This is a genomic window from Croceivirga sp. ABH4_376 (genome assembly GCF_056160685.1).
Genome location: NZ_JBSWXQ010000001.1, coordinates 25,946 through 48,201 on the forward strand (window position 1 = coordinate 25,946; position 22,256 = coordinate 48,201).

Consider the following 22,256-nt stretch of genomic DNA (forward strand, 5'->3'; position numbering starts at 1 on the left):
ACATGAAAACACTAACTGGGCCACTACTTCTACTTTTGTTGTTTAGTATTTCATTGAATGCACAAAAGGTACTGCAACTAAAAGAAGGTGAAGCTTCTCCAAATGCATTTTTAAAACAAGTAGATTGGATAGAAGGCCACTGGCGTGGCGAAGCCTTTGGAGGTATTGCAGAAGAAATATGGAGCCCACCATTAGGGGGTTCCATGATGTTTTCGTTTAAATTGGTAGACGAAAATGGCATCTCGTTTTACGAACTAGGACATATCATAGAAAAAGACAATACTATTCTAATGCAGTTAAAGCATTTTGACACAGCTTTAAAAGGATGGGAGACAAAAGAGGAAACTATCGATATTAAGTTGGTAAAGCTAGAACCAAGAGTAGTTTACTTTGATGGTCTAACCATGGAAAAAATAGACGAGAACCATATAAATGTATATGTTATAGTGGGCAACGAAAAAGAAAAGGCTAAAGAAGTTCTTTTTGCGTACGAACGGTATAAGCGTTAGGTATGAATAATTTTTTCTGTGATATAACCTATAATGGTGAAGACTTTAAAACGCATAAATTGCCTAAGGGCGATTATGAGAACTGTACATTTACAAATTGCAATTTCAAAGATGGCTTTATAGACAATATAAACTTTATAGAGTGTACCTTCCAAGATTGTGACCTTACTAATGTAAACTGTACCGCTACCATTTTTAATCAGGCAACGTTTATAGCTTGTAAAATGATAGGCATGGATTTTTCTATTTGCAACCCCATGTTTTTAAACCTTGGGTTTACCAAGTGCAATTTAACATTGGCCAATTTTTATGCTTTAGAATTACCAAAAACCAATTTTGAAGGCTGTACGCTAGACCAGGTAGAATTTACCGAAACGCAATTAAAAGGCAGTAGCATAGAAAATTGCGAACTAAAAAACACGGTTTTTTACAACACTAATCTAGACAGTTGTAATTTTAGTGGCAGTAATTATCTAGGTATAGACCCTGACCAAAATTCAGTTAAAAAAACTAAGTTCGATATTGGTCAATTACCTGGATTATTAAAAAAACACGATATTGTTGTGGCGTATTAATTATGGAATCTAAAGTTTGTTTGGAATGTGGAGTTCCCGTAAAGGGAAGGGCAGATAAGAAATTCTGCTCAGATTATTGCCGCAATGCACACAATAACAAGCTCAATAAGGATAGTAAAAATCTAATTAGAAACATTAATAATCGCCTTAGAAAAAACTACAGGATACTAGATAGTTTTACCTTACAAGATGGCAAAACCAAGACAACAAAAAATCAGTTAATAGATAAAGGTTTTAGCTTTGATTATTTTACCCATTTGTATACTACAAAAAAAGGAACAACTTACTTTTTCTTGTATGATTTGGGGTATTTACCTTTAGAAAACGACTATTATATGGTGGTAAAGCGCCAATAAAAAAGCCCCAGTAGGGGCTTAATTAAATAAAATAACCACAAACTAGTTATACTTTACTCATTTTCCAGTTAACTCCGGTTAACTTCAATGCCGCTATTACAATATCTTTTCTACTTATTTGACCAACTAACAAACCGTTATCCATTACGGGCAAACGTCTTCTATTGTGCCTAACAAATATACCTGCCGCATCAAAAATAGTCATGTCATGCGGTATGGTTTCTACCGCCTTGGTCATAAACCGCTCTACACTTTTATCTAAAATAGGTTGGTTAAAATACCTACTTTCAGAAATCTGCTTCATACAATCCGCTTCAGAAATTATTCCTACCAAAAAACCATTATCATCCAATACCGGACCACCAGAAATATTGTATTTCGCAAAAGCTTCCATAACTTCCAAAATGGATTGGTCCGGTCTAAACGTGACTAATTTTCTGGTCATATAATCCGAAACCAAAATAGGATGCTCTGCCTTACCATTATCTACTACCTTTGCCCTAGCGCCTTGAAAACTCTTGATTGCCATATTAGTTAATTTATTGGTTATCTACTAAATATAATGATTTTTAGGGGTTTACATAATTTTTAACATAATTAATTAGCAATACCGTACATTTTATTAAATTTAATTACGAACTACACCAAATATGAAATTAACCAAAATATTCTGCTTATTGTTACTGGTAGCGGCTGCTTATTGGAGTATTAGGTCCTTGATGCCTTCATACCAAGAAAATGAACAAGTAACTCCAGACAAATTTTCTGTAGACCGTGCTTTAAGGCACGTAGAGGAAATTTCTGTTGCGCCTCATGCCGTTGGTTTTAAAGCCCACACAACGGTTAGGGCCTATTTAACCAAAGCTTTAAAAGAAATGGGCTTGGAAGTTACCATCCAAGAAGGAAAAACAATTGGCGATTGGGGTAATTTGAGCAATGCCGTAAATGTTATTTCCAAAATTCCGGGAACTAACCCTAACGGTAAGTCATTACTGCTTTTATCGCACTACGATAGTAACCCGCACTCTTCTTATGGTGCCAGTGATGCCGGCAGTGGCGTGGCAACCATTCTTGAGGGGGTAAGGAGCTTTTTAGAAAAGAAAAGAAAGCCTAAAAATGATATTATCATCGTATTCACAGACGCAGAAGAATTAGGTTTAAATGGCGCTAATCTATTTGTGACACAACACCCATGGGCTAAAGATATTGGCTTGGTCCTAAATTTTGAAGCCCGGGGAAGCGGTGGCCCTTCTTATATGTTAATAGAAACCAATCGTAAGAACGCTAAATTAATACGAGAGTTCACCAGAGCGCACCCTAAATATCCCGTAGCCAACTCATTACTTTATAGTATCTATAAAATGCTACCTAACGATACGGACCTAACGGTTTTTAGAGAAAAAGCGGATATAGACGGTTTTAATTTTGCTTTTATTGATGACCATTTTGATTACCATACCGCACTAGACACCTATGAGCGTTTAGACCGAAATACCCTTGCACATCAAGGAAGTTATTTAACACCTCTCCTTGACCATTTTAGCCAAGCAGACCTAACGGACGTAAAAAGCCTAACGGATTATATCTATTTTAATTTTCCAATTTTCGGGCTGGTATCTTATCCGTTCGATTGGATTTGGCCCATGTTTATTTTGGCCTGTATTATTTTTATAGGGATTCTAATTCATGGTTTAAAGAATAAAAGCATTGAGCTAAAAGGCATATTTATTGGCTTTATACCGCTTATAGTGGTATTGCTAATAAATGGTTTGGCTGGATACTTTAGTTGGCCGGCTTTAAAATGGTGGTATCCGTGGTATCAAGACATGTTACACGGTTTTACCTATAATGGGCACCTTTATATCTTTATAATGGCCATCTTTTCCTTAAGCGTATGTATACTAGTGTATAATAGGTTTAGAAAAGTAGGCACCGCCAGCTTGTTGGTTGCCCCTATGTTTGTTTGGCTAGCTTTGTGTGCTACCTTAGCCAGCTATTTAGAAGGAGCAAGTTTCTTTATTATTCCAGTTTTTGGTACGCTAGCTGCATGGTATGTCGTTACCAATCAGAAAGAGCCATCTCCCTTTTTATTGGTATTCTTGGCTTTACCTGCTGTTTTTATTTTTGTGCCATTTATTCAAATGTTTCCGGTAGGCCTAGGCCTTAAACTACTTGTGGCATCAACACTATTTACAACTTTACTTTATTTTTTATTGCTGCCTTTCTTTGGACTATTACAACACAAAAAAAGATACGCGGTATTGGGTCTTTTGTTATTCTTTGTCTTTGGAATCGTGGCCCATTTACAATCAGCATCTAATTCTGAACGGCCTAAACCCAATAGTTTACTTTATGTTTATAATGCAGACACTCAAAAAGCAAATTGGGCCACCTATGATAAGGTTTTAAGCACTTGGAACCAACAATTTTTAAAACCAGAGAACGTAAATGAATCTACTTCTGCCCTCAACGTTATTAGTAGTAAATACAATACTAAATTTACCCATACCGCAGAAGCACCTCTTAAATCATTAAAATCGCCAGAAATAATGGTTGTGCAAGACACCATAGTCGGTTCCCATAGAAAATTAAATATTTGCGTAACACATCAAAGAGAGGTAAACCGCTTAGAGGTTTATACCAATAAAACGTCCATTAAAAACGCCGTTATCAATGGTCAATCGCTGACCAAAGAATTTTTAGAGAAAAGAACTTCGGGTAGATTGTTTACACATTACATTAGCAGCAACGATTTTACAGAGATAGAGCTAACCATAGAAAATAATTCGCCATTAGAATTAACTTTTTATGAGGCTTCAAATGATTTATTGAGCAACCCGCTATTTACAGTACCCAAAAGACCAACGGAAAATATACCTATGCCCTTTGTACTAAACGATGCTATTTTATTAATTAAATCGATTACAATTGAGTAAAGCTATAGGAATATTAGGCTGTGGATGGTTAGGCACCCCACTTGCAGAGAATTTATTAGAAAGAGAGTTTCAAGTACTTGGCACAACAACCCAATCTAAAAAAATACCACTTTTGACCTCAAAAGGGATCAAAGCTTTTGAGCTGTGTTTAACTGAAGATAGAATTACTGGCGATATAGATTTATTTTTAGCCAATCTTACTGTTTTAATCATAAACATACCACCTAAACTAAGAGGACCAAATCCTCAAAATTTTACGGCAAAAATGCAACTACTACTCAATGCCATAGGTTCATTAAAACTAAAAGTCATTTTTGTTAGTAGTACATCTGTATATGGTAATGTAGATGGAGTGATAACAGAAGATACCCCACCCAACCCGGTTACCCAATCTGGCAAGCAGTTATTAGAAGTAGAAAATCTATTTAGAAGTGCGCCAAATTTAGAAACCACGGTACTTCGATTTGGCGGATTGATTGGCCCAGATAGACACCCAATTAACCATCTAAGTGGTAAAAAAAATTTAACCAACGGCGATGAAATCATAAATCTTATACATATTAAAGATTGCATCCGGCTGATTACGTTGATTTTGGAGAATAATTGGTGGAATATTACCATAAATGGTGTATGTCCGTATCACCCTACAAAAAAGGAATATTATACGCAAGAAGCGCTAAAAAGAGGACTACAAATACCTGTCTATTCGAAAAATTCTTCTAATATTTATCAAAAATTCATAAAAAGTAGGAATTTTCCTTATCATAATGAAGGTTTCTACACAACTCTTCAATAATTCTTAACCACACTTAAAGTGGTTTTCACAACAATTAAGACTTTATTAAGTTAATAAAGCTGATGATTTTCAAGCTTTTAACTCCCTTGTCATTAACTTTGTACCATCATAAATACTTAAAATCAGCACATGGAAAAGTCAAGATTAAAGTTTAGAATATTGATGGAAATAGAGCGATTGATTGTACAGACCAGTACTAGTAGAAAAACATCTGAAAGATGTATGGAGTTCCATAAAAGTTTAATTAAGAAGTATTTTAATGCTTCTGATGTTATTATAGATTACCATAGGAGAAGGGTAAAGATGAATTTGGTTGTAGACGACCAAGCGTACAATCCAGAAGAAGTAAACATAGACATTCCCGTAATGCCTATGAATCTTTACTATTTGGATTTAACCAGCTTTTTACGCTCTTGCGTAGAAGAGGACGATAAGAGCTTAGCTTTTTATGCACGCTTGATCAAAGAACACAAATTAATAAGCAGTAAAGAAATGTCTGCTTAACGGTACTTTTCCTAACCAAAAATAAAAAAGCCCCATCTAATTATGGGGCTTTTTTATGTGCAATAGTTTAACAAGACCTTATAACCATTTTTTTTAGCTTTGCCATCTTAACCAAAAGAGAATGAAAAAATTAGTTACCACATTTGTTTTATTGGCACTATGCAATTTAACTACGGCACAGACCAATGAAAATTTAATTAAACATTATAACGCATTTTATAAGCAAATGCGTTTGCAAGGAGACGTAGATGGGATTATAAACGCTTTAACCCATTTAAACGTGTTACAGCCATCTGAGCAAAGAATGGATACCCTTGCATACATCTACATGAACAACAATCAGTACATGCAGGCACTTAATACCATTGGAATTGAAAAGAAAAGTACTGATTCTGATTTAGCAATTCAGGTAAAAGCGGTTTCTTTAAAATCACTAAACCAACCCAAACGTGCTTTAGAACAGTTTATAGCCCTATACCAACGTAATAAGAATCCTTATTTGGCCTATGAAATTGCCGATCTACAAATCCAAACTGGAGATACGGATCAAGCTGCTTCTTATATAACTTATGGTATTGCAAATGCTACGGATGATATGAAACATGCTTTTTTTGAAAGACAACAACCCTATGAGGTTTCTTTAAAAGCAGCTTTTTACCATTTACAGGGCCTTTTGATTTTTAATCAAGATAAAACCAAAATAGACGAAGCTATAGCACAAATGGACAAAGCTTTGGAAATTGCCCCTACCTTTAATTTAGCTAGCTTAAGCAAACAGGCTTTAGAAACACGTAAAAACGAGGGTACAGAAACACAGGAATAGTTAGTATTTCATTTTATTTTTAAAAGCTACAAGCAGAAGGCTATCCTTCTGCTTTTTTATTTTTACCAACGTATCAACATTTTCATTAGGCACTAGAATAGACAAAACATAATGTGCTATTTTCCAATTGCCATCAACTAATTTAAGAACACCAGAGCCTCTGCAAAGTTCCATCTGCGTATCCAATACCTCATCAAACCAAGCTACGTTTCCATCTACATAAATATTTCTATCTACAGCGGTAAAACTCCATGCTTTACCCTTATCAAAATAAGGTTTAGAAAACGCCTTGAATGCTTCATTTTGCCAATTTTCGGTAGCGTCAGTACCTAAAAAAACACCATCCGGGGTCATTAAACCAAAATAGGCATCAAAATCGGCATTAGCTGCTGCCTTGTGCCAAGAATCTAGCACCGTGTTTATTTTATCTTTTTGTTCTTGTGCACTTATGGTTCCAAATAACAACCCAAAAAGCGCTAGAAATATTATTTTATTCCCCATTTAATAATAGTTTAATGTCTATGGTATCCTTTGCTATTCTATTAAAATGATTTCTAAGCGCGTTCCTAGCCACCAACACTTCTTTAATTGGCTCTTTTACATCTTCTTGCATTTCTAAATAGCCCTGTGTTTTCAACAAAAAGTTTCGTAATATGGTCTGTCTACTTTTTATCTGATTATTATCGTAAGGCTCGGGAAACGTATCCTTGGCCCATTTGGCTTCTTTCTCCAACAAGTCCGCAACAGCCAATTTTAAATCTTCAGTATTTCTAGATTTTTTAAATACAGTAAAGCTGTTTTCAAAAGCATCGTAAGTTTTCCAGTTGTCAAGTCCTTCCTGTGCGGCATCAGACAATTCCACATCTACCGGCATATTTTTAAACGTAAATTCGGCAACTGTTTTATCTGTTTCATTTGCTCCAGTTTCTTCTTTGTCCTTACAAGAAACCACAAAGATTAAGAGACTGCAGAGTACAAGTAGTTTTCGCATAAAACGAAAATACAAACTTTAAGAAAGATTATCTTTGCCGCGACTAGAATAAACTACTACCTAAATGGCAAAAAACATTCTCATTATTGGCGCCTGTGGACAAATTGGCACCGAATTAACCCTGGCACTGCGCGAAAAATATGGAAATGACCATGTAATTGCAAGCGATATTAGAGAGGGAGGCGAATCTTTGATGGCTTCTGGACCTTTTGAGCTGTTGGATGCAACCCAATACAGTGCAATAGAAGATGTGGTTATGCATTACGAAATTGAGGAGGTATACTTAATGGCCGCCATGCTAAGTGCCACCGCCGAAAAATTTCCAATGCGTGCTTGGAATTTAAATATGAATTCGCTTTTTAATGTCCTTAACCTGGCCAAAGAAGCCAAAATAAGCAAAGTATTTTGGCCCTCTAGCATAGCCGTTTTTGGACTAAACACCCCAAAAGAAAATACGCCCCAAAATACTATTATGGAACCAAGCACCGTATACGGTATAAGTAAGCAATCTGGAGAGCGTTGGTGCGAGTATTATTATAAAAAATATGGCGTAGATGTACGTAGCGTAAGGTATCCTGGGCTAATAAGCTGGAAAACCCTTCCAGGCGGGGGCACCACGGACTATGCTGTAGAAATTTACCACGAGGCCATAAAAAATAGGCGTTATACGAGTTTTTTACAAAAAGGGACTAAGCTACCCATGATGTTCATGGAAGATGCTATTAAGGCAACTATGGCCATTATGGAAGCTCCTACGGATCATTTAAACATACGCTCTTCCTATAATTTAGCGGCAATGAGTTTTGCCCCTGAGGAAATTGCTTCAAGTATTACTGCTGAAATACCCGATTTTATAATTGATTATGAGCCAGATTTTAGACAAGAAATTGCAGATTCGTGGCCTAGCAGCATAGACGATTCCCAAGCCAGAAAAGACTGGGGATGGGAACCTTCCTTTGATTTAAAAAATACAACTAAAGAGATGTTGACTAACTTAAACTAGGTTAGTCTTCATCTTCTTCTGGCATGGCATCTGGATCTACAACGGCAGTTGGATCATCGTCCTCAAAATCCTCATAATCATCCTCATCATAGTTGGCCATTGTTTTCTCTAGTTTAGAGCTAATCTTTACTAGATACTTTGTGTCTTCGGTTAAAACTTCTACACACTCTACTTTTTCACCTGCAGCATTTTTAAAGCCAATGATGTCCCTGTCATCATATCCGTCAGGATATTCTTCTACCAAAAGGCGAAGCACCTCTGGGGTCAATTTTTTAAAGTCTACAATTACACGTTTTCTATTGTCCATTTCATATCAATTGATAAATTAAAAGTAGAAAAATAAACGTGCAAACAAGAAAAACTTACAAATTATTAATGTCTGATTTTCCTCCAGTTTTTTTCAACAATCTTATGGTGCTTATTTCTATATTTTTATCTATTGGTTTAAGCATGTCATACAGGTTTAAAGCCACAACACTAGCACCATGCATGGCTTCTACTTCTACGCCAGTTTTATAATAGGTCTTAACCATAACCTGTATTTCTATGGTTAAACCATCTATTTTATAATCTATTTTAGTGTGTTCTATGGGCAAGGGGTGGCAATCTGGCAACAAATCCGGCGTTTTTTTAACCCCTAGAAAACCAGCTGCCCTGCTCATTTCAAAAACATTTCCTTTAGGCACGGTACCATTCTGTATTGCCGTAATTGTTTCTTTGCTCCCCACTTTTACCAAAGCTTGTGCAATTGCAGTTCTGTATGTGTTTTCCTTTTGTGTAATATCTACCATCTTCTAGGTATTAACTTTCCATTGATAAGAGTCGTCCTCAAATAATTCTTTTCCAAACACGGGCACATCTTTTTTAATAGCCTCCACTACATACTCTAAAGCCTCAAAAACCACTTTTCTATGTGGTGCGGAAACAAACACGAATAAACAAACCTCTCCCACGGCAACCTTACCAAGACTATGGTAAATATGCATACAAGTTATATCATACTTTAGAAAGGTCTGTTCCTTAATCTCATGAAACTTTTGGTTTGCCATAGTCTCATAAGCAGAATATTCTATAGCAGAAACCATTTTACCATCTATTTTGTCTGCCCTTACCTGACCTAAGAAAATATTATGGGCACCAATGTTGGTTTTTACTTGATGTTTGGCAATTGAACTAGCAATAAAGTCTGGAGCAATAGCGCCTTCCTTAAAAACATTCTTAACCTTTTTTTCCATGTTTTAAAGGTAGCTAAGTTTAAAGAAAAAGAGGGTATGGTGTTTTCTAGAAAATTTATAGAAATAAGATGATTTTAGCTAGATACTACTAAAAAGATATTCTTAATTTTGATATTCCTTTTATTTGGCCCCGTAGTTCAATGGATAGAATAGAAGTTTCCTAAACTTTAGATGCAAGTTCGATTCTTGCCGGGGCTACAACTTTTCTAAGATACTTTTTTAAAAACTTTATTAAGGTTGGTCTTGGCCAAGGGTTTATCAAAATACCCAGCAATTACCGGATTGTTTTTGGCTTTTTCCCTGTCCTTACTATTTACAAAAGAAGATAGTACATATACTTTTGGCATGGTGTACTTGCCCTCATACTTCTTTAAGTGTTCTAAAAATCCCCATCCATCCATTTCTCCCATAATTAAATCAAGAAAAATTATATCTGGCAATTTTCCGTATTCTTCTACCCAAGTGGCACATTTATCCAAGCCTTCCTCCGCACTACCGCAGGTAGTTACTTCAAAAGACAGACCAGTCTGCTCTATACAATATCTAGTTGCGAATTGCGAAACTAAATCATCATCTATGATAAAAATTTCTTGACTCATAGCTACTTCAGGGTTCTTTTGGCTGTTATTTGGGTCATTTGACCTATCAAATGTAAAACGAAATTTTTGTAGTAAAAATCCTATTCGACATTATGTTAAAAAAAACACCTAAAATACATACTTTTTAGTGAGGCAACTTAGATTTTATTAAACCATAGAACAATGTTCCTAAAGTTGCGGAAGCTAAAACGATGATAATTGGTATATAACCAGCACCCACCAAAACGTACATGGGTCCAGGGCATGCACCCGCAAGTGCCCAACCCAATCCAAAGCAAACACCACCTATGGCATACCGGTAAAACGATTTATCCTTGTCTGCTATCTCTATTTTCTCTCCAAAGAAAGATTTTAATCCTTTTCTTTTGGTTATTTGGGTGAATAAGATACCTAAAGCTAATGCTGAACCAATAATACCATACATGTGAAAAGAATCAAACTGAAACATTTCATATATACGAAACCAACTAGCTGCCTCTGACTTAAATAAGACAATACCAAAGAAAGTACCTATCAATAAATACAAAACACTTTTCATAGCTTAGAATAAAATTGGAAAGATTACATGAACCATTAACAAGCCACCTACAAAAAAACCAATTACCGCAATAAGCGATGGTAATTGTAAATTACTTAGACCAGAAATAGCGTGACCAGAAGTACAACCACCGGCATAACGCGCGCCGAAGCCTACAAGGAATCCACCTAGAATTAATAACACCAAATTTTTAGGGTTAGAAAAAACCTGATTTTCAAATAAGGCTTGGGGCATATACGCTTGTCCTCCATCTTCAAAACCTAAAGTATTTAGTTTAGCAATTGTACTTTCAGAAATAGCCACGGCATCATTAGGCGATAAAAAGTTTTGTGCGATAAAACCTCCTAATAACACACCTACCGCAACTAACAAATTCCAACGTTGGGCTTTCCAATCAAATCTAAAAAAATCTGCTAGTTTACCTGCCCCACCAATAGAACATAGGGTTCTAAGATTTGATGACATCCCAAAGCGTTTCCCCATTAAAATGAGTATTGCCATGGTTAAGGCAATTAACGGCCCAGAAACATACCATGGCCATGGTTCTAATATTTTTGTCATACCCGAATTTTGAGACGGCAAAAATACGTAGAATTGGGCAAATAGGCTTTTAGTCGTTAACCCCGAACTTTTTAAGAATATCTTCTAATAAACACCATTTGGTAAATGATGATTGCAATAAATTAGCCCCTACAAAAGCAGTGAACCAAAGCCAATTTTGATTCACATATACGGCCAGCAATAAACTTATTAATACAAAACTGCCAGCTACGGCTCTTACAATTCTATTTTTCATGTTTTTTAATTAGATATATCTAGATATGGGTAATTCTACAGCCCTAACCGGATTTGTAGATTGTAATTCTGAATTGAACTTTTCTATAGCGTTAAAAAGTGTATTTACTTTTTCTTCTTCTGTAAATGAAAAGAACAAACTAGAAGCAGCCCCAGCTTTATCACTAGGAAACCAACTGCTTTCCATTAAAACGGTGGGTACGGTCTTATAACCATCAATAGGCGAACCGCTAAAATGTTCTATCCCAGCGGTTTTAAGTAGTTTAAAAACACTGTTCTCATATTCTTTTACCGCAGTTATTATTATGAGTTTCATTTTAGTCTTGTTTAAAGTTTTTACGTTCTATCATATAATACACAAGCGGCACCACCAATAAGGTCAATACTGTTGAAGCTATGGTGCCACCCATTAAACTAATAGCCAAACCTTGAAAAATGGGGTCAAAAAGAATTACAAAGGCACCTATTACCACCGTACCTGCAGTTAGTAATATTGGTGTAGTACGTACCGCACCTGCTTCTATCACTGCTTGTTTTAACCCAACACCATCTTCTAGCCTTAGATTAACAAAGTCGATAAGCAATACTGAATTACGCACCATTATTCCCGCAAGGGCAATCATTCCAATAAATGAGGTTGCCGTAAAAAATGCACCCATTATCCAATGGCCCAATACAATACCAACCAAGGATAAGGGTATGGCCACCATCATAACTAAAGGAGCTTTAAAGTTTTGGAACCATCCTACAATTAACATATAGATAATGATGATTACCCCTAAGAAAGCAATACCTAAATCACGAAATACCTCCAAGGTAATTTGCCATTCACCATCCCACTTCACGGTAAAGTTATCCTGGTATTGGGGCTGTTCCATATACAGTTCGTTCATAGTATACCCCTCTGGTAATTCAATCTGATTTAATTTATCCGTCATACCCAAAATAGCGTAAACAGGACTCTCCAGTTCACCTGCCATATCTGACATTACATAAACTACCCGTTTTTGATTTTTACGGTAAATGCTCTTTGGCTTAATTCCCTTTTCTACCGTTACCAAATCGCCAATAGGATACAATTCTCCATTCTTAGAGGCCACTTTAACCTGTAGTAAATCTTGTAAACTAGAACGGTCTTTTTCTGCTGTAGTTAATATAACGCCAACTTGATTGTAAGCATCGGTTTGATACATATGTGTAACAGGATTTTCTGAAAGCACCATATTCATGGTATGCACTATTTGGGTAGTATTTACCCCGTACAACATGGCTTTTTCTTTGTCTACCGTAAAATTGTACTGTTCCTGGTCACTTTCTACCATCCAATCTACATCTACCACATCGGTGGTGTTATTCAAGATTTGCTGTACCTTATCCGCAATTTCAATCTGTTTCTCATAGTCAGGCCCATAAATTTCCGCTACAATTGTAGATAACACAGGAGGGCCTGGTGGCACCTCAACAATCTTAACATTGGCATTGTAACGTCTAGCGATTTCTTGAACCGGTTTACGGAACTTTTTAGCGATATCATGACTCTGAGTACTACGGTCGTGTTTATCTACTAGATTTACTTGAATATCTGCCACGTTGCTACCCTTTCTTAAATCATAATGGCGAACCAAACCATTAAAGGTAATGGGGGCAGAAGTACCTATATAAGCTTGGTAATTTACAACCTCGGTCTGTTGCGCCAAATAAGTGGCAATTTCTTTAGAAACTACCGCAGTACGTTCTAACGTGGTACCTTCTGGCATGTCTATGACTACCTGAAATTCATTCTTATTATCAAAAGGCAACATTTTTACGGCAACGGATTTGGTAAAGAACAATACCATAGAACCCAACAATAAAACAACCGTAATTCCTAGAAAGGCCCAACGCTTTGTCTTATTCTCGATTAACGGACGCTCAAAACGCTCATACAATTTATAGATAAAGGTGTCTTGTACCGTTTTAGACTCTTCTTTTTGTGCTCCTTTTTTCTCTTTTTCACGAAGGAATAAATACCCTAAGTAAGGCGTAATGGTCAATGCTACAAATAAGGACAACAGCATGGCAATAGAAGCTCCAATTGGCATTGGAGACATGTAAGGCCCCATTAGACCAGAAACAAATGCCATAGGCAATACCGAAGCAATTACGGTAAACGTGGCTAAAATTGTGGGGTTACCAACCTCATTAATGGCGTACAACGCCGCATCTTTAAACGGCAGACGTTTCATCTTAAAATGCCGGTGCATATTCTCTGCTATGATAATGGAATCATCTACCACAATACCGGTTACGAATACCAAAGCGAATAAAGTGATTCGGTTTAAGGTATAATCCAATAAATAGTAACTCAATAAGGTTAGAGCAAATGTGATAGGTACGGATAGAAATACCACCAAACCACCGCGCCAGCCCATGGCCAACATTACTACAAAAGTTACCGCTACTATAGCTCCTATTAAGTGTAACAATAATTCTGATACCTTTTGAGAGGCCGTTTCCCCATAATTACGGGTAACCGCAACCTGTACATCTTCTGTTAGTAAAGTCTTTTTTAAATGCTCTACTTTCGCTAGGACTACATCGGCAATCTTCATGGCATCTGCCCCTTTACGTTTGGCAATGGAAATGGTTACCGCCGGATATTCTGAAGGATATGCCGACCGTGCCTCTGCATTGGCAGCCCCATAACCAAAAGCAACATAGTTTTTAGGTAATTCTGGACCATCTACTATCTGAGCTACCTGTTTTAAATAAATGGGTTGGTTGCTTTTAGTGCCTACAACCAACTGCTCTAAATCTTGTTGGGTTTTTAAAAAATTACCCGTGGTTACATGCAACTCATTGTCATTACTAACCAAATTACCGGCATCCATTTGGCTGTGATTGGCCTTTATCATTTGGGCCACCATTAAAAAATCCAAACCTAGTCCAGATAATTTTTCTTTATCCAAAACCACACGAAACTGCCGTTCCCTACCTCCTATTTTTTTGGTGATGGAAACATCGTTCACCTTTTCAATTTCATTGATAAGCTCATCTGAAATCTGACTTAATTGATAGTCGTCATACGTTTTGCTCCACAACGTTAAGCCTAACATAGGCACATCGTCAATAGCACGCGTTTTCACCAAAGGCATGGTTACACCTTCTGGCATTTGGTCCATATGCTTATTAATCTCATCATACAGCCGAACCAAAGAACGCTCAATATCTTCACCTACGTAAAACTGTACAATCACCATACCTGCTTGGTTCATAGAGGTGGAATACACATATTCTACACCCTTAATGTTGGAGATTATTTTTTCTAATGGCTTGGTGATTCTAGATTCTACCTCCGTAGGATTTGCTCCAGGATAACCCACAAAGATATCGGCCATGGGCACGTCTATCTGTGGTTCTTCTTCCCTAGGAATTAAAAACGAACTGTATACGCCAATGACCATAAAAACAATCATTAGAAGTACCGTTAATTTAGAGGTTAAAAACCCCTTTGCTATTTTACCTGCTAAACCTTCTTTCATGATGTTCTACTTTTGAATGGATAGCTTAGCGCCGTTATATAATTTACCTTCTGCAGAAACCACGTAGGTTTCATCTTTAGTGAGACCAGATATTACCTCAACTTGGTCTCCAATAGTATTTCCAAGCCGCAACCAACGTAAAATGGCGGTATTATTTGGGCCAACCGTGTAGATACCCGTAAGCTGACCGTTTTCTACCAAAGCCGCTTTAGGTACAGTAACACTACTGTTAAACTGGATACCTTCTTCTACAGCAATTGATACCGTGGCAAACATACCCGAACGTAGCTCTTTAGGCGTTTCGTTTAACTTAACCTTCGCCACATACAAACCACCAGAAAATTGAGCAGAAGTACTTAGCTCCATAATTTCTCCCTTAACTGTTTTATCCAAAGCTTTTATGTAAACGTTGGCCCCTTTTCCAACACTTATTTGGTTAATAACACGCTCTGCTACTTTAGCTTCAATTTCATAGGCGCCTGGACCTTCTATACTTACCAAAGGCATACCCGGATTTGCCATAGCGCCTTCATCAATGTGGGTATTGGTGACCACCCCACTAAACGGGGCTTTTATGTTAGCATAAGCGAATTGGGCATTAACCTCATTTTTCATTTGCTGGACCGCTTCTAATCTAGCTTTGGCCATCTGGTAGCGTGCGGTTATATCGTCCAACTCTTTCTGTGACGCACTGTTTTGATTGAATAAATTTTGAAATCGTTGATAGTCCTTCTCGGCATTATTAAAACCTGCAGTAGCTTCTAAAATACCAGCATCTACCCGTGCTTTTTTAGCCTGTAAATCGGTATTTTTAATAACCAAAAGCAACTGGCCTTTTTGAACCTTTTGCCCCACTTTAACCGGTATTCTTTCTACAAAGCCCATCATTCTGGTGCTTAAAGTTGCACTGTTTACAGGGATTATTTGACCACTACCCGCTTGCACATAACCCGTATTAGTGGTTGCAGTTTGTGCTACTTTTACATTTATAGGGTCTATTTCTGTTGGACTTACTTTTTTATCCTCTCCACAAGCAACGATAAGTGCAGTAAGGATACTAAAAGCAAAGCTCTTTTTAATTATGGAAAATATTGTATTCATGGTAGTACTATTCTTTGGTTAAAAATTTAAAGTATGCTAGTGCGTAATTATGTTCGTAAATGGTTTGGTAGTGAGTAAGTTGTTGTTCTGCCAACTGAGTTTCTGCCATTAGTAGGTCTGTGGTTTTTTCAAGACCTTCTTTAAATCTGTTGGTCCGTATTTTTAATGCCTCTTCTGATTGCTCCAACGCCAATGAAGATGATGCTAATTGGCTTTTAGCAACGGCTAACATGCGTTTAGCCTTATCTAACTCCATGTTGCTCTTAGCCTTGTAAGACTGCAATTCTAACTGGGCTTTATCTGCATTTATTTTGCCTTTTTTAGCTTGGGAAAAACGCTGGGAACCTTTAAAGATATCCCAGCTTAAACTTGCCCCTAAACTATACCCATTTGCTCCTGCCTTAAATACTTCATCATCATACAACTCATAGGTTCCAAAGGCATTTAATCTGGGTAAAAAAGCTAATTTATCTGCTTTTGCATTGGCTTTGTATGCCTCAGCAGCCTTTCGCATTGCTTTAACATCTGCTCTATTATCTAAAGTAGCATCTGTGGTAAGCGTTTCTAGTACCGTTGGTCTTAAATCTGTTTGTGGTTCAAGGTTACCTTCAATAGTGGCTTGCATCAAAAATTTTAAATAATCTGATGCATTGCTCAGGTTACTCAAGGCCTGTTGCAATTGGTCGTTAACCTGAGAGGCGCGCACTTGAGCCTGTAGCCAATCTGCTTTTTGAATGAGACCTTGGTCGTAATAATCTTTCGTTAGTTTTTTATTGGCTTTCGCCGTGGTATCTGCTTTTTGAAGTACGGCAACCATTTTATGAGCTAGTTGTAATTGCATGTAAGCCTTTTCCGTTTCAAATTGCATATAGTCTTGTGTTCTTTGAAACTGTAATTCTTTAGCCTCAAAAGTTGACTTTGCTGCCTTGCGTTTTAGAAATCCATCCGCATTAAATAACGGTTGTTGTACAGAAATTACAGTAGCAAAATTCTCAATTGCATCAGGGTCATTTAATAGATCTGGATTAAAATCTGCAGCTGTAAGCACCTCTTGATTTAATTTAGAACCAAAAGCCATTAACGGATTGGTGGTTGTAATACCAGTATGAGATATAGAAATGTTTGGTAAAAACGTAGCACTACTCATACCATAATCTGCCTTTGCCGCATTGGCTTCTAAGGCCGATATTTTTAGCTGCACGTTAGCTTTTTGAACTTCTTCTAAAGCTTTTTCTAAGGAAATAGGAACAGTTTTTTGTGCGCGTAGCACCACAACTGAGAAACATATAAAAGCGAAAAACAACAATTGTTTCATGGTCTATTTTAATTTTAAATCAAAAGTAGACCCATGGATTTTCCTGTGCAGTAACCTTGGTTACCCCACTTGGTGACCCAGGTTACAAATAAAAAACCGCTGCTTTTACACGGTAAAACCAACGGTTATCTACTTCACTGTTTTGTGCAGTTATTCGCTTTACTTTTTCTTTTTATCTGGCACAAAAATGGAAAATAAAAGACCGCCTAACAGTCCTCCATACAAGGTGCTATTCAAAGGTTTTGAAGTAATGGGGCAGGTGCCAGACAAACAACCAATTTCAGTATAATAAACATATCCAGCCATTAACCCAACGATAACCCCAACTGCTGTTATTAGTATTCCTTTTTTAGTCATATAAATGTATTAACGTGTGCCGCCGTGACCGCCAGCTACAATTACCAATACTTTTAAACTTAAATAAATGAATTTAAAAAACTGAATGATGGGGTTCATCATTATAAATTGTTTCGTTTTAGATATTCTTCTTGTCATTTTAGTAGTTTTTATAAATGAACCTTATGCTTACTCTGGAATTAACCACCAAAATGGTTTCATTTTGGCTTTGTACAAAAAGGCATAATGTAAAGCCAATTTTAACCAGTGCCCCGCTAAACCAATATCACCGAACGTTTTACCTAACTTTCTACCATGTGAATCTGGATATTTCTCAAAATCTGGAACAATGGGATATGTTGTGATGCTTACACCACTTCCTTTGGTAATTCCGAACCCTGCACTAGCTATACAGGCAGCACCCATATTACCCATGGAACCTTTATGATGTAAGGTTTTATGCTTACCCTTAATTTTATCAATTAGATTATCTGCAACTAATTTTGCCGTTATACCAGAAGGCATGCCTGTTCTAGGTGGCGCTGGCGTAATATCTGTACCATTTTTACTTTTTCTAGGCTTTGAAATACCGTGGGGAGGTGCAAAAGCAATACCTGGAGCAAAAATATTTTCATAGTGGGGGTTTTGGTAGGTCTCTGGCCAATCTTGCACTTTCCATTCCTCATAAGGTTTAGGTGTATAATCCGCATCTACTAACATAAAACCTTTGAATAATTTATCTGTAATATCTACTCCTTCTTTATCGTACGCTTTAAATCCATGCCCTGAAAAAGATGGGATAAGCATAGCAAAATCAAAAGGTTCGGTTTTGTATTCGCCATCTAAATTTTCATAATGTGCCAAACCCGCTTCAATTTTTGTTACCCCAGCACCTAAAATCCATTTTATGCCTCGGTCTTCAAAAATCATTTCTACCATCTCAGCAGATTTTAAAATATTGCTTCCGTAACTCAGCAACATTCCGTCCATACCAAAATCGCCCAATTGATATTCGTTAGAAAGCCACGTAATTTCTGCCATATCACGCACCTTGTGTCGCCTTAATTCTTGTTCCACATTTAAAATATATTCAAATGCAGCGCCTTGGCAAGTTGCTTTTGCGTGTCCTGTACCAATAACAATTTTCTGCTTTACCCCTTTTTTCATTTTAGCAATAGCTTGCTCTAGCGCTTTCCAAGAATGGTCTGCATGAGAATAGGTACAAACGGAATATACCCCATTGGTTCCAGGTTTTAAGCCTTCTGTTGCTTCAAAATTAAGTTTGGGTCCCGTGGCGTTTATCAAATAATCGTAAGTTACCTTTTCTGTTTGCCCAGCTTTATCCGCAACATATTCAATAATTACATACGGTGCTTCTGTTTCAGCATCACCTTCTGGGTGAAAAGTTGTAACCTTTGCTTGCTTAAATTCAATACCCTTCTTTTTGTATAAAGGTTTAAGTGGAAATTTGGTTTGTTCTGGTTGCATACGGCCTATACCCACCCAAATATTTGATGGTATCCATTGATAACTGCTATTTGGCGAAACAACTACAACATCATGCTCCTTAGTTAATTTTCGTCTTAAATGCGAAGCCGCCACATGGCCAGATATACCAGCCCCTAATATTACGATTTTAGACATTTTAGTTTGCTTTATTTAATGTGGTTTAAAGGTAGTACCACATACCTATGCCAATCAGCAACTTTGGTCACCTCTATTGGTAACCTTGGTTACCAAACTAACAACCTAAGCAAACTAACTTTACCTTAAATTTTATTGTTTTTTTAGCTTAAAACACACCAAACATGAGAAACGATTCCAACACATTTATCTACATAATAGGTGGTATCATTTTGCTTCATTTTATCATTGGGTTTATATGGCTCATCTTTAAGTTCAGTAAGAAAAAAGAAGACTAATAACTGGTATCGTCCAATTTTACTTTACCATTGAAAGTTCGGTAAAGGAACAAGAAATACATTGCCAATAAGGGTGCTCCAATTAGCACAATAGTTAGCATAATACCTAATGATTTTTGTGAGGAAGCCGCATTGTAAATAGTAACGCTATAATCAGGATTTATGGTTGAGGGCAGCAATACTGGATACAATTGAAAAGCCACCAACATTAATAAAAAAGCCATGGTTAACGAAGAAAATATTAAAGCTTGCATGTACTTCTTTTTAGACACCAATCTAGGTACATTTGCTACCGCTAAAAATGCTAAAATAGGAATGATAAAAAACACTGGGTTTTCTTTGAACTTATCTATTACCCCAGGCAAATAAATCAAGGTATAGAACGATGTAAAAACAAAAGTTACAATAAAGAAAATCATTCCCTTTTTTAAAAGAAACGTCAACCTAGCAAATAACCTACCTTCTGTTTTCAACAAGAGAAAAATAGCTCCTTGGGTCATAAAAACGGATAAAGTGGTTAACCCGGTTAAGATTGCATACGGATTTAAAAAAGTTAAGAATACACCACCTTTATACATGTGATTTTCATGCAGTTCAAACCCTTGTAACACATTACCCAAAACAACACCCAAAAGAAAACCAATTAGGGTGTTGGAAAGAAAGTAAACAATATCCCAAGTTTTTCGCCACCAAGTCATTTCTTCCGCACTTCTAAACTTTATGGCTGCTGAACGCAATACCAAAAGCATTAAAAAAAGCATAAAAGGAATATACATAGCGGACAACATAGTGGCGTACATTACCGGAAAACCGGCGAACAATGCGCCACCACCAATTATTAACCAAACTTGGTTGGCATCCCAAATAGGACCAATGGCGTTAATGGCTATACGCCTACTCATATCTTTTCTAAAGAATAAATGCCATGCACCAGCACCATAATCAAAACCTTCTAAAATGGCGTAACCAGAAAATAATAGTCCAACAACCAAATACCATAAAGTGGGATAATCTATACCTAAAAATGTTTCCATGCTGTACCTATTACGTGTATTTTAAAAATTCGTTTGGATTTTCTGCTTCTTCATGCGGACCGTGTTTTATCTTTTTATTTACCGAGTAAAGAAATAGTAAAAACAAGATGGTGTACACCACAAAAAACAAAATCAAAGAAAATAGAATCTGATTGGAAGACACCTCTTGAGAAAAAGCTTCGCTAGTTTTTAAATGCCCGTAAACCACCCAAGGCTGCCTACCCATTTCTGCGGCAAACCAACCTACCTGATTGGCTATCTGTGGTAATAATGCCGATAAAACAAAAATCCTTAATAACCATTTTTTCTCAAACAATTTTCCGCGCCACCACAAGTAGCAAGCATAGAGGGTTAAACCTATTAAAAACATGCCAATGGAAATCATAATATGGTAAAACTGAAACACAGCGTTTACCTGTGTGGGCACTTCATCTTTAGGAAAAGCATTTAATCCCGGAACGGGTTCTTCAAAATCTTGATGTACCAAAAACGAAAGTCCACCAGGAACACCGATTCCCGTAACCTCTTGTGATTCGTTATCTACCCATCCAAAAAGATACAGATCAGCAGCGGCAGATGGTTCATAATGGCCTTCCATAGCGGCCAATTTAGCCGGTTGGTTTTCTGCTACGCCATCTGCGGAGCTATGCCCAGAAGCCAACTGTGTTAACGAAACAAGGGTTGCTACCGCCAAAGCTATTTTAAAAGCTTTTTTAGAAATTTCTACATACCTGCCTTTTAGAAGGTAATAGGCATGTACACTAAGCACTAAAAAGGCACCCGAAAGAAATGCACCTTGCCAAACATGAATTATACGGTCTACACTAGAAGGATTAAAAACCATGGCCCAAAAGTCCGTTACCTCTGCCCTTGCATTTAAACCTTCACCCACAATATGGTAACCCGCGGGGGTTTGCTGCCAACTGTTGGCCACCACAATCCAAACTGCGGAAAACATAGAACCTAAAAAAACACCGATGGTTGATATAAAATGAACTTTCGGGGAAACCCTGTTCCACCCGAATAGTAAAATACCCAAAAAGGTACTTTCTAGACCAAAAGCAAATAAACCTTCTGCTGCTAAGGCACTACCAAAAATATCACCTACATATTTAGAGTAGACAGACCAATTGGTGCCAAATTCAAATTCCATGATAATGCCCGTAGCCACACCAATACCAAAGGTTATCGCGAAGATTTTTAACCAAAAACGGGTTAAAATCTCATACTGCTTCTTGCCTGTTTTTAGGTAAAGACCTTCAAAAACAACCATTAGCAAACCTAATCCGATACTTAATGGTGGATATATGTAATGAAAGGCTACAGTAAAAGCAAACTGGATTCTTGCGAGGATTTCTGTATCCATA

27 protein-coding genes and 1 tRNA gene are annotated in these 22,256 nt (G+C 37.0%); 9 read left to right on the forward strand and 19 right to left on the reverse strand.

Annotation, left to right across the window (positions count from 1 at the left end):
* Positions 1-2 precede the first annotated feature (2 nt).
* The 3 genes from ACXAGS_RS00105 to ACXAGS_RS00115 are packed head-to-tail and all read left to right on the forward strand — an operon-like array spanning position 3 to position 1,440.
* On the forward strand, positions 3-509 hold the full coding sequence (locus ACXAGS_RS00105) for a DUF6265 family protein (protein WP_474903515.1): 507 nt from the start codon (positions 3-5) through the stop codon (positions 507-509).
* Between the two features lie 2 nt (positions 510-511).
* Positions 512-1,084, forward strand: a complete 573-nt coding sequence (locus ACXAGS_RS00110; RefSeq protein WP_474903517.1) for a pentapeptide repeat-containing protein — start codon at positions 512-514, stop codon at positions 1,082-1,084.
* 2 nt (positions 1,085-1,086) lie between these two features.
* Positions 1,087-1,440 (forward strand): hypothetical protein, encoded by a 354-nt coding sequence (locus ACXAGS_RS00115; RefSeq protein ID WP_010519001.1) that lies wholly within the window; start codon positions 1,087-1,089, stop codon positions 1,438-1,440.
* Positions 1,441-1,486: 46 nt separating this feature from the next.
* Here ACXAGS_RS00115 and ACXAGS_RS00120 read toward each other — a convergent pair whose 3' ends face one another.
* Positions 1,487-1,969, reverse strand: coding sequence for a CBS domain-containing protein (locus tag ACXAGS_RS00120; RefSeq protein ID WP_474903519.1), 483 nt, complete (start codon positions 1,967-1,969; stop codon positions 1,487-1,489).
* Between the two features lie 121 nt (positions 1,970-2,090).
* Between ACXAGS_RS00120 and ACXAGS_RS00125 the strand changes: the two genes are divergently transcribed.
* From ACXAGS_RS00125 to ACXAGS_RS00140, 4 genes are all read left to right on the forward strand, one after another.
* The gene (locus tag ACXAGS_RS00125) at positions 2,091-4,376 is read left to right on the forward strand and encodes a M28 family peptidase (protein WP_474903521.1); all 2,286 of its coding nucleotides are present in this window, start codon (positions 2,091-2,093) and stop codon (positions 4,374-4,376) included.
* On the forward strand, positions 4,369-5,172 hold the full coding sequence (locus tag ACXAGS_RS00130) for an NAD-dependent epimerase/dehydratase family protein (protein WP_474903523.1): 804 nt from the start codon (positions 4,369-4,371) through the stop codon (positions 5,170-5,172). Before ACXAGS_RS00125 ends, ACXAGS_RS00130 begins: the two co-directional genes overlap by 8 nt.
* Positions 5,173-5,301: 129 nt before the next feature.
* Entirely contained in the window at positions 5,302-5,676 is a 375-nt protein-coding gene (locus tag ACXAGS_RS00135) for a hypothetical protein (protein WP_474903524.1), read from the forward strand.
* 121 nt (positions 5,677-5,797) lie between these two features.
* Complete coding sequence (locus ACXAGS_RS00140) at positions 5,798-6,499, forward strand: tetratricopeptide repeat protein (protein ID WP_474903525.1); 702 nt, start codon at positions 5,798-5,800, stop codon at positions 6,497-6,499.
* Here ACXAGS_RS00140 and ACXAGS_RS00145 read toward each other — a convergent pair whose 3' ends face one another.
* Together ACXAGS_RS00145 and ACXAGS_RS00150 are read right to left on the reverse strand one after the other, a co-directional pair.
* The gene (locus ACXAGS_RS00145; protein WP_474903526.1) at positions 6,500-7,000 is read right to left on the reverse strand and encodes a nuclear transport factor 2 family protein; all 501 of its coding nucleotides are present in this window, start codon (positions 6,998-7,000) and stop codon (positions 6,500-6,502) included. It lies immediately after the preceding gene.
* On the reverse strand, positions 6,990-7,490 hold the full coding sequence (locus ACXAGS_RS00150; RefSeq protein WP_474903527.1) for a hypothetical protein: 501 nt from the start codon (positions 7,488-7,490) through the stop codon (positions 6,990-6,992). The genes ACXAGS_RS00145 and ACXAGS_RS00150 overlap by 11 nt, the downstream gene beginning before the upstream one ends.
* 64 nt (positions 7,491-7,554) lie before the next feature.
* Between ACXAGS_RS00150 and ACXAGS_RS00155 the strand changes: the two genes are divergently transcribed.
* Entirely contained in the window at positions 7,555-8,493 is a 939-nt protein-coding gene (locus tag ACXAGS_RS00155; protein ID WP_474903528.1) for an NAD-dependent epimerase/dehydratase family protein, read from the forward strand.
* Position 8,494: 1 nt separating this feature from the next.
* Here ACXAGS_RS00155 and ACXAGS_RS00160 read toward each other — a convergent pair whose 3' ends face one another.
* From ACXAGS_RS00160 to ACXAGS_RS00170, 3 genes are read right to left on the reverse strand one after another with little or no spacing between them, the layout of a single operon-like run.
* Positions 8,495-8,800 carry a hypothetical protein gene (locus ACXAGS_RS00160; protein WP_474903530.1) on the reverse strand — a complete coding sequence of 102 codons (306 nt, stop codon included), beginning with the start codon at positions 8,798-8,800 and terminating at the stop codon, positions 8,495-8,497.
* Between the two features lie 55 nt (positions 8,801-8,855).
* A complete protein-coding gene (moaC, locus tag ACXAGS_RS00165; protein WP_474903532.1) occupies positions 8,856-9,284 on the reverse strand; it encodes a cyclic pyranopterin monophosphate synthase MoaC in 429 nt (142 codons plus the stop codon).
* 3 nt (positions 9,285-9,287) lie between these two features.
* Complete coding sequence (locus ACXAGS_RS00170) at positions 9,288-9,728, reverse strand: molybdenum cofactor biosynthesis protein MoaE (RefSeq protein WP_474903534.1); 441 nt, start codon at positions 9,726-9,728, stop codon at positions 9,288-9,290.
* A 126-nt stretch (positions 9,729-9,854) separates the two neighbouring features.
* Between ACXAGS_RS00170 and ACXAGS_RS00175 the strand changes: the two genes are divergently transcribed.
* Positions 9,855-9,926, forward strand: a tRNA-Arg gene (locus tag ACXAGS_RS00175).
* Positions 9,927-9,934: 8 nt separating this feature from the next.
* Here the strand turns inward: ACXAGS_RS00175 and ACXAGS_RS00180 are convergent.
* From ACXAGS_RS00180 to ACXAGS_RS00240, 13 genes are all read right to left on the reverse strand, one after another.
* Positions 9,935-10,327: a response regulator gene (locus ACXAGS_RS00180; RefSeq protein ID WP_474903535.1), complete on the reverse strand. Its 393-nt coding sequence runs from the start codon at positions 10,325-10,327 to the stop codon at positions 9,935-9,937.
* Between the two features lie 124 nt (positions 10,328-10,451).
* The gene (locus tag ACXAGS_RS00185) at positions 10,452-10,865 is read right to left on the reverse strand and encodes a DUF6691 family protein (RefSeq protein WP_474903536.1); all 414 of its coding nucleotides are present in this window, start codon (positions 10,863-10,865) and stop codon (positions 10,452-10,454) included.
* 3 nt (positions 10,866-10,868) lie between these two features.
* Positions 10,869-11,426: a YeeE/YedE family protein gene (locus ACXAGS_RS00190; RefSeq protein WP_474903537.1), complete on the reverse strand. Its 558-nt coding sequence runs from the start codon at positions 11,424-11,426 to the stop codon at positions 10,869-10,871.
* Positions 11,427-11,475: 49 nt separating this feature from the next.
* Positions 11,476-11,661 (reverse strand): YgaP family membrane protein, encoded by a 186-nt coding sequence (locus ACXAGS_RS00195; protein ID WP_185782408.1) that lies wholly within the window; start codon positions 11,659-11,661, stop codon positions 11,476-11,478.
* A 9-nt stretch (positions 11,662-11,670) separates the two neighbouring features.
* Complete coding sequence (locus ACXAGS_RS00200; protein ID WP_474903539.1) at positions 11,671-11,976, reverse strand: hypothetical protein; 306 nt, start codon at positions 11,974-11,976, stop codon at positions 11,671-11,673.
* A 1-nt stretch (position 11,977) separates the two neighbouring features.
* Positions 11,978-15,181 (reverse strand): efflux RND transporter permease subunit, encoded by a 3,204-nt coding sequence (locus ACXAGS_RS00205; RefSeq protein WP_474903541.1) that lies wholly within the window; start codon positions 15,179-15,181, stop codon positions 11,978-11,980.
* Between the two features lie 6 nt (positions 15,182-15,187).
* A complete protein-coding gene (locus ACXAGS_RS00210; protein ID WP_474903543.1) occupies positions 15,188-16,282 on the reverse strand; it encodes an efflux RND transporter periplasmic adaptor subunit in 1,095 nt (364 codons plus the stop codon).
* A 7-nt stretch (positions 16,283-16,289) separates the two neighbouring features.
* Positions 16,290-17,597 (reverse strand): TolC family protein, encoded by a 1,308-nt coding sequence (locus ACXAGS_RS00215; protein WP_474903545.1) that lies wholly within the window; start codon positions 17,595-17,597, stop codon positions 16,290-16,292.
* Positions 17,598-17,756: 159 nt separating this feature from the next.
* Positions 17,757-17,954, reverse strand: coding sequence for a DUF6132 family protein (locus ACXAGS_RS00220; protein ID WP_474903547.1), 198 nt, complete (start codon positions 17,952-17,954; stop codon positions 17,757-17,759).
* Between the two features lie 9 nt (positions 17,955-17,963).
* The gene (locus tag ACXAGS_RS00225) at positions 17,964-18,092 is read right to left on the reverse strand and encodes a hypothetical protein (RefSeq protein ID WP_262889913.1); all 129 of its coding nucleotides are present in this window, start codon (positions 18,090-18,092) and stop codon (positions 17,964-17,966) included.
* 30 nt (positions 18,093-18,122) lie between these two features.
* Entirely contained in the window at positions 18,123-19,577 is a 1,455-nt protein-coding gene (locus ACXAGS_RS00230; protein ID WP_474903549.1) for an NAD(P)/FAD-dependent oxidoreductase, read from the reverse strand.
* A 274-nt stretch (positions 19,578-19,851) separates the two neighbouring features.
* Complete coding sequence (gene cydB / locus ACXAGS_RS00235) at positions 19,852-20,889, reverse strand: cytochrome d ubiquinol oxidase subunit II (RefSeq protein WP_474903551.1); 1,038 nt, start codon at positions 20,887-20,889, stop codon at positions 19,852-19,854.
* 10 nt (positions 20,890-20,899) lie between these two features.
* Complete coding sequence (locus tag ACXAGS_RS00240) at positions 20,900-22,255, reverse strand: cytochrome ubiquinol oxidase subunit I (RefSeq protein ID WP_474903552.1); 1,356 nt, start codon at positions 22,253-22,255, stop codon at positions 20,900-20,902.
* Position 22,256: the final 1 nt, after the last annotated feature.

Coding starts and splice junctions, on each gene's coding strand:
- ACXAGS_RS00105 (WP_474903515.1), top strand. CDS start 3: ATGAAAACACTAACTGGGCCACTACTTCTACTTTTGTTGTTTAGTATT.
- ACXAGS_RS00110 (WP_474903517.1), top strand. CDS start 512: ATGAATAATTTTTTCTGTGATATAACCTATAATGGTGAAGACTTTAAA.
- ACXAGS_RS00115 (WP_010519001.1), top strand. CDS start 1,087: ATGGAATCTAAAGTTTGTTTGGAATGTGGAGTTCCCGTAAAGGGAAGG.
- ACXAGS_RS00120 (WP_474903519.1), bottom strand. CDS start 1,969: ATGGCAATCAAGAGTTTTCAAGGCGCTAGGGCAAAGGTAGTAGATAAT.
- ACXAGS_RS00125 (WP_474903521.1), top strand. CDS start 2,091: ATGAAATTAACCAAAATATTCTGCTTATTGTTACTGGTAGCGGCTGCT.
- ACXAGS_RS00135 (WP_474903524.1), top strand. CDS start 5,302: ATGGAAAAGTCAAGATTAAAGTTTAGAATATTGATGGAAATAGAGCGA.
- ACXAGS_RS00140 (WP_474903525.1), top strand. CDS start 5,798: ATGAAAAAATTAGTTACCACATTTGTTTTATTGGCACTATGCAATTTA.
- ACXAGS_RS00145 (WP_474903526.1), bottom strand. CDS start 7,000: ATGGGGAATAAAATAATATTTCTAGCGCTTTTTGGGTTGTTATTTGGA.
- ACXAGS_RS00150 (WP_474903527.1), bottom strand. CDS start 7,490: ATGCGAAAACTACTTGTACTCTGCAGTCTCTTAATCTTTGTGGTTTCT.
- ACXAGS_RS00155 (WP_474903528.1), top strand. CDS start 7,555: ATGGCAAAAAACATTCTCATTATTGGCGCCTGTGGACAAATTGGCACC.
- ACXAGS_RS00160 (WP_474903530.1), bottom strand. CDS start 8,800: ATGGACAATAGAAAACGTGTAATTGTAGACTTTAAAAAATTGACCCCA.
- moaC (WP_474903532.1), bottom strand. CDS start 9,284: ATGGTAGATATTACACAAAAGGAAAACACATACAGAACTGCAATTGCA.
- ACXAGS_RS00170 (WP_474903534.1), bottom strand. CDS start 9,728: ATGGAAAAAAAGGTTAAGAATGTTTTTAAGGAAGGCGCTATTGCTCCA.
- ACXAGS_RS00180 (WP_474903535.1), bottom strand. CDS start 10,327: ATGAGTCAAGAAATTTTTATCATAGATGATGATTTAGTTTCGCAATTC.
- ACXAGS_RS00185 (WP_474903536.1), bottom strand. CDS start 10,865: ATGAAAAGTGTTTTGTATTTATTGATAGGTACTTTCTTTGGTATTGTC.
- ACXAGS_RS00190 (WP_474903537.1), bottom strand. CDS start 11,426: ATGACAAAAATATTAGAACCATGGCCATGGTATGTTTCTGGGCCGTTA.
- ACXAGS_RS00195 (WP_185782408.1), bottom strand. CDS start 11,661: ATGAAAAATAGAATTGTAAGAGCCGTAGCTGGCAGTTTTGTATTAATA.
- ACXAGS_RS00200 (WP_474903539.1), bottom strand. CDS start 11,976: ATGAAACTCATAATAATAACTGCGGTAAAAGAATATGAGAACAGTGTT.
- ACXAGS_RS00205 (WP_474903541.1), bottom strand. CDS start 15,181: ATGAAAGAAGGTTTAGCAGGTAAAATAGCAAAGGGGTTTTTAACCTCT.
- ACXAGS_RS00210 (WP_474903543.1), bottom strand. CDS start 16,282: ATGAATACAATATTTTCCATAATTAAAAAGAGCTTTGCTTTTAGTATC.
- ACXAGS_RS00215 (WP_474903545.1), bottom strand. CDS start 17,597: ATGAAACAATTGTTGTTTTTCGCTTTTATATGTTTCTCAGTTGTGGTG.
- ACXAGS_RS00220 (WP_474903547.1), bottom strand. CDS start 17,954: ATGACTAAAAAAGGAATACTAATAACAGCAGTTGGGGTTATCGTTGGG.
- ACXAGS_RS00225 (WP_262889913.1), bottom strand. CDS start 18,092: ATGACAAGAAGAATATCTAAAACGAAACAATTTATAATGATGAACCCC.
- ACXAGS_RS00230 (WP_474903549.1), bottom strand. CDS start 19,577: ATGTCTAAAATCGTAATATTAGGGGCTGGTATATCTGGCCATGTGGCG.
- cydB (WP_474903551.1), bottom strand. CDS start 20,889: ATGGAAACATTTTTAGGTATAGATTATCCCACTTTATGGTATTTGGTT.
- ACXAGS_RS00240 (WP_474903552.1), bottom strand. CDS start 22,255: ATGGATACAGAAATCCTCGCAAGAATCCAGTTTGCTTTTACTGTAGCC.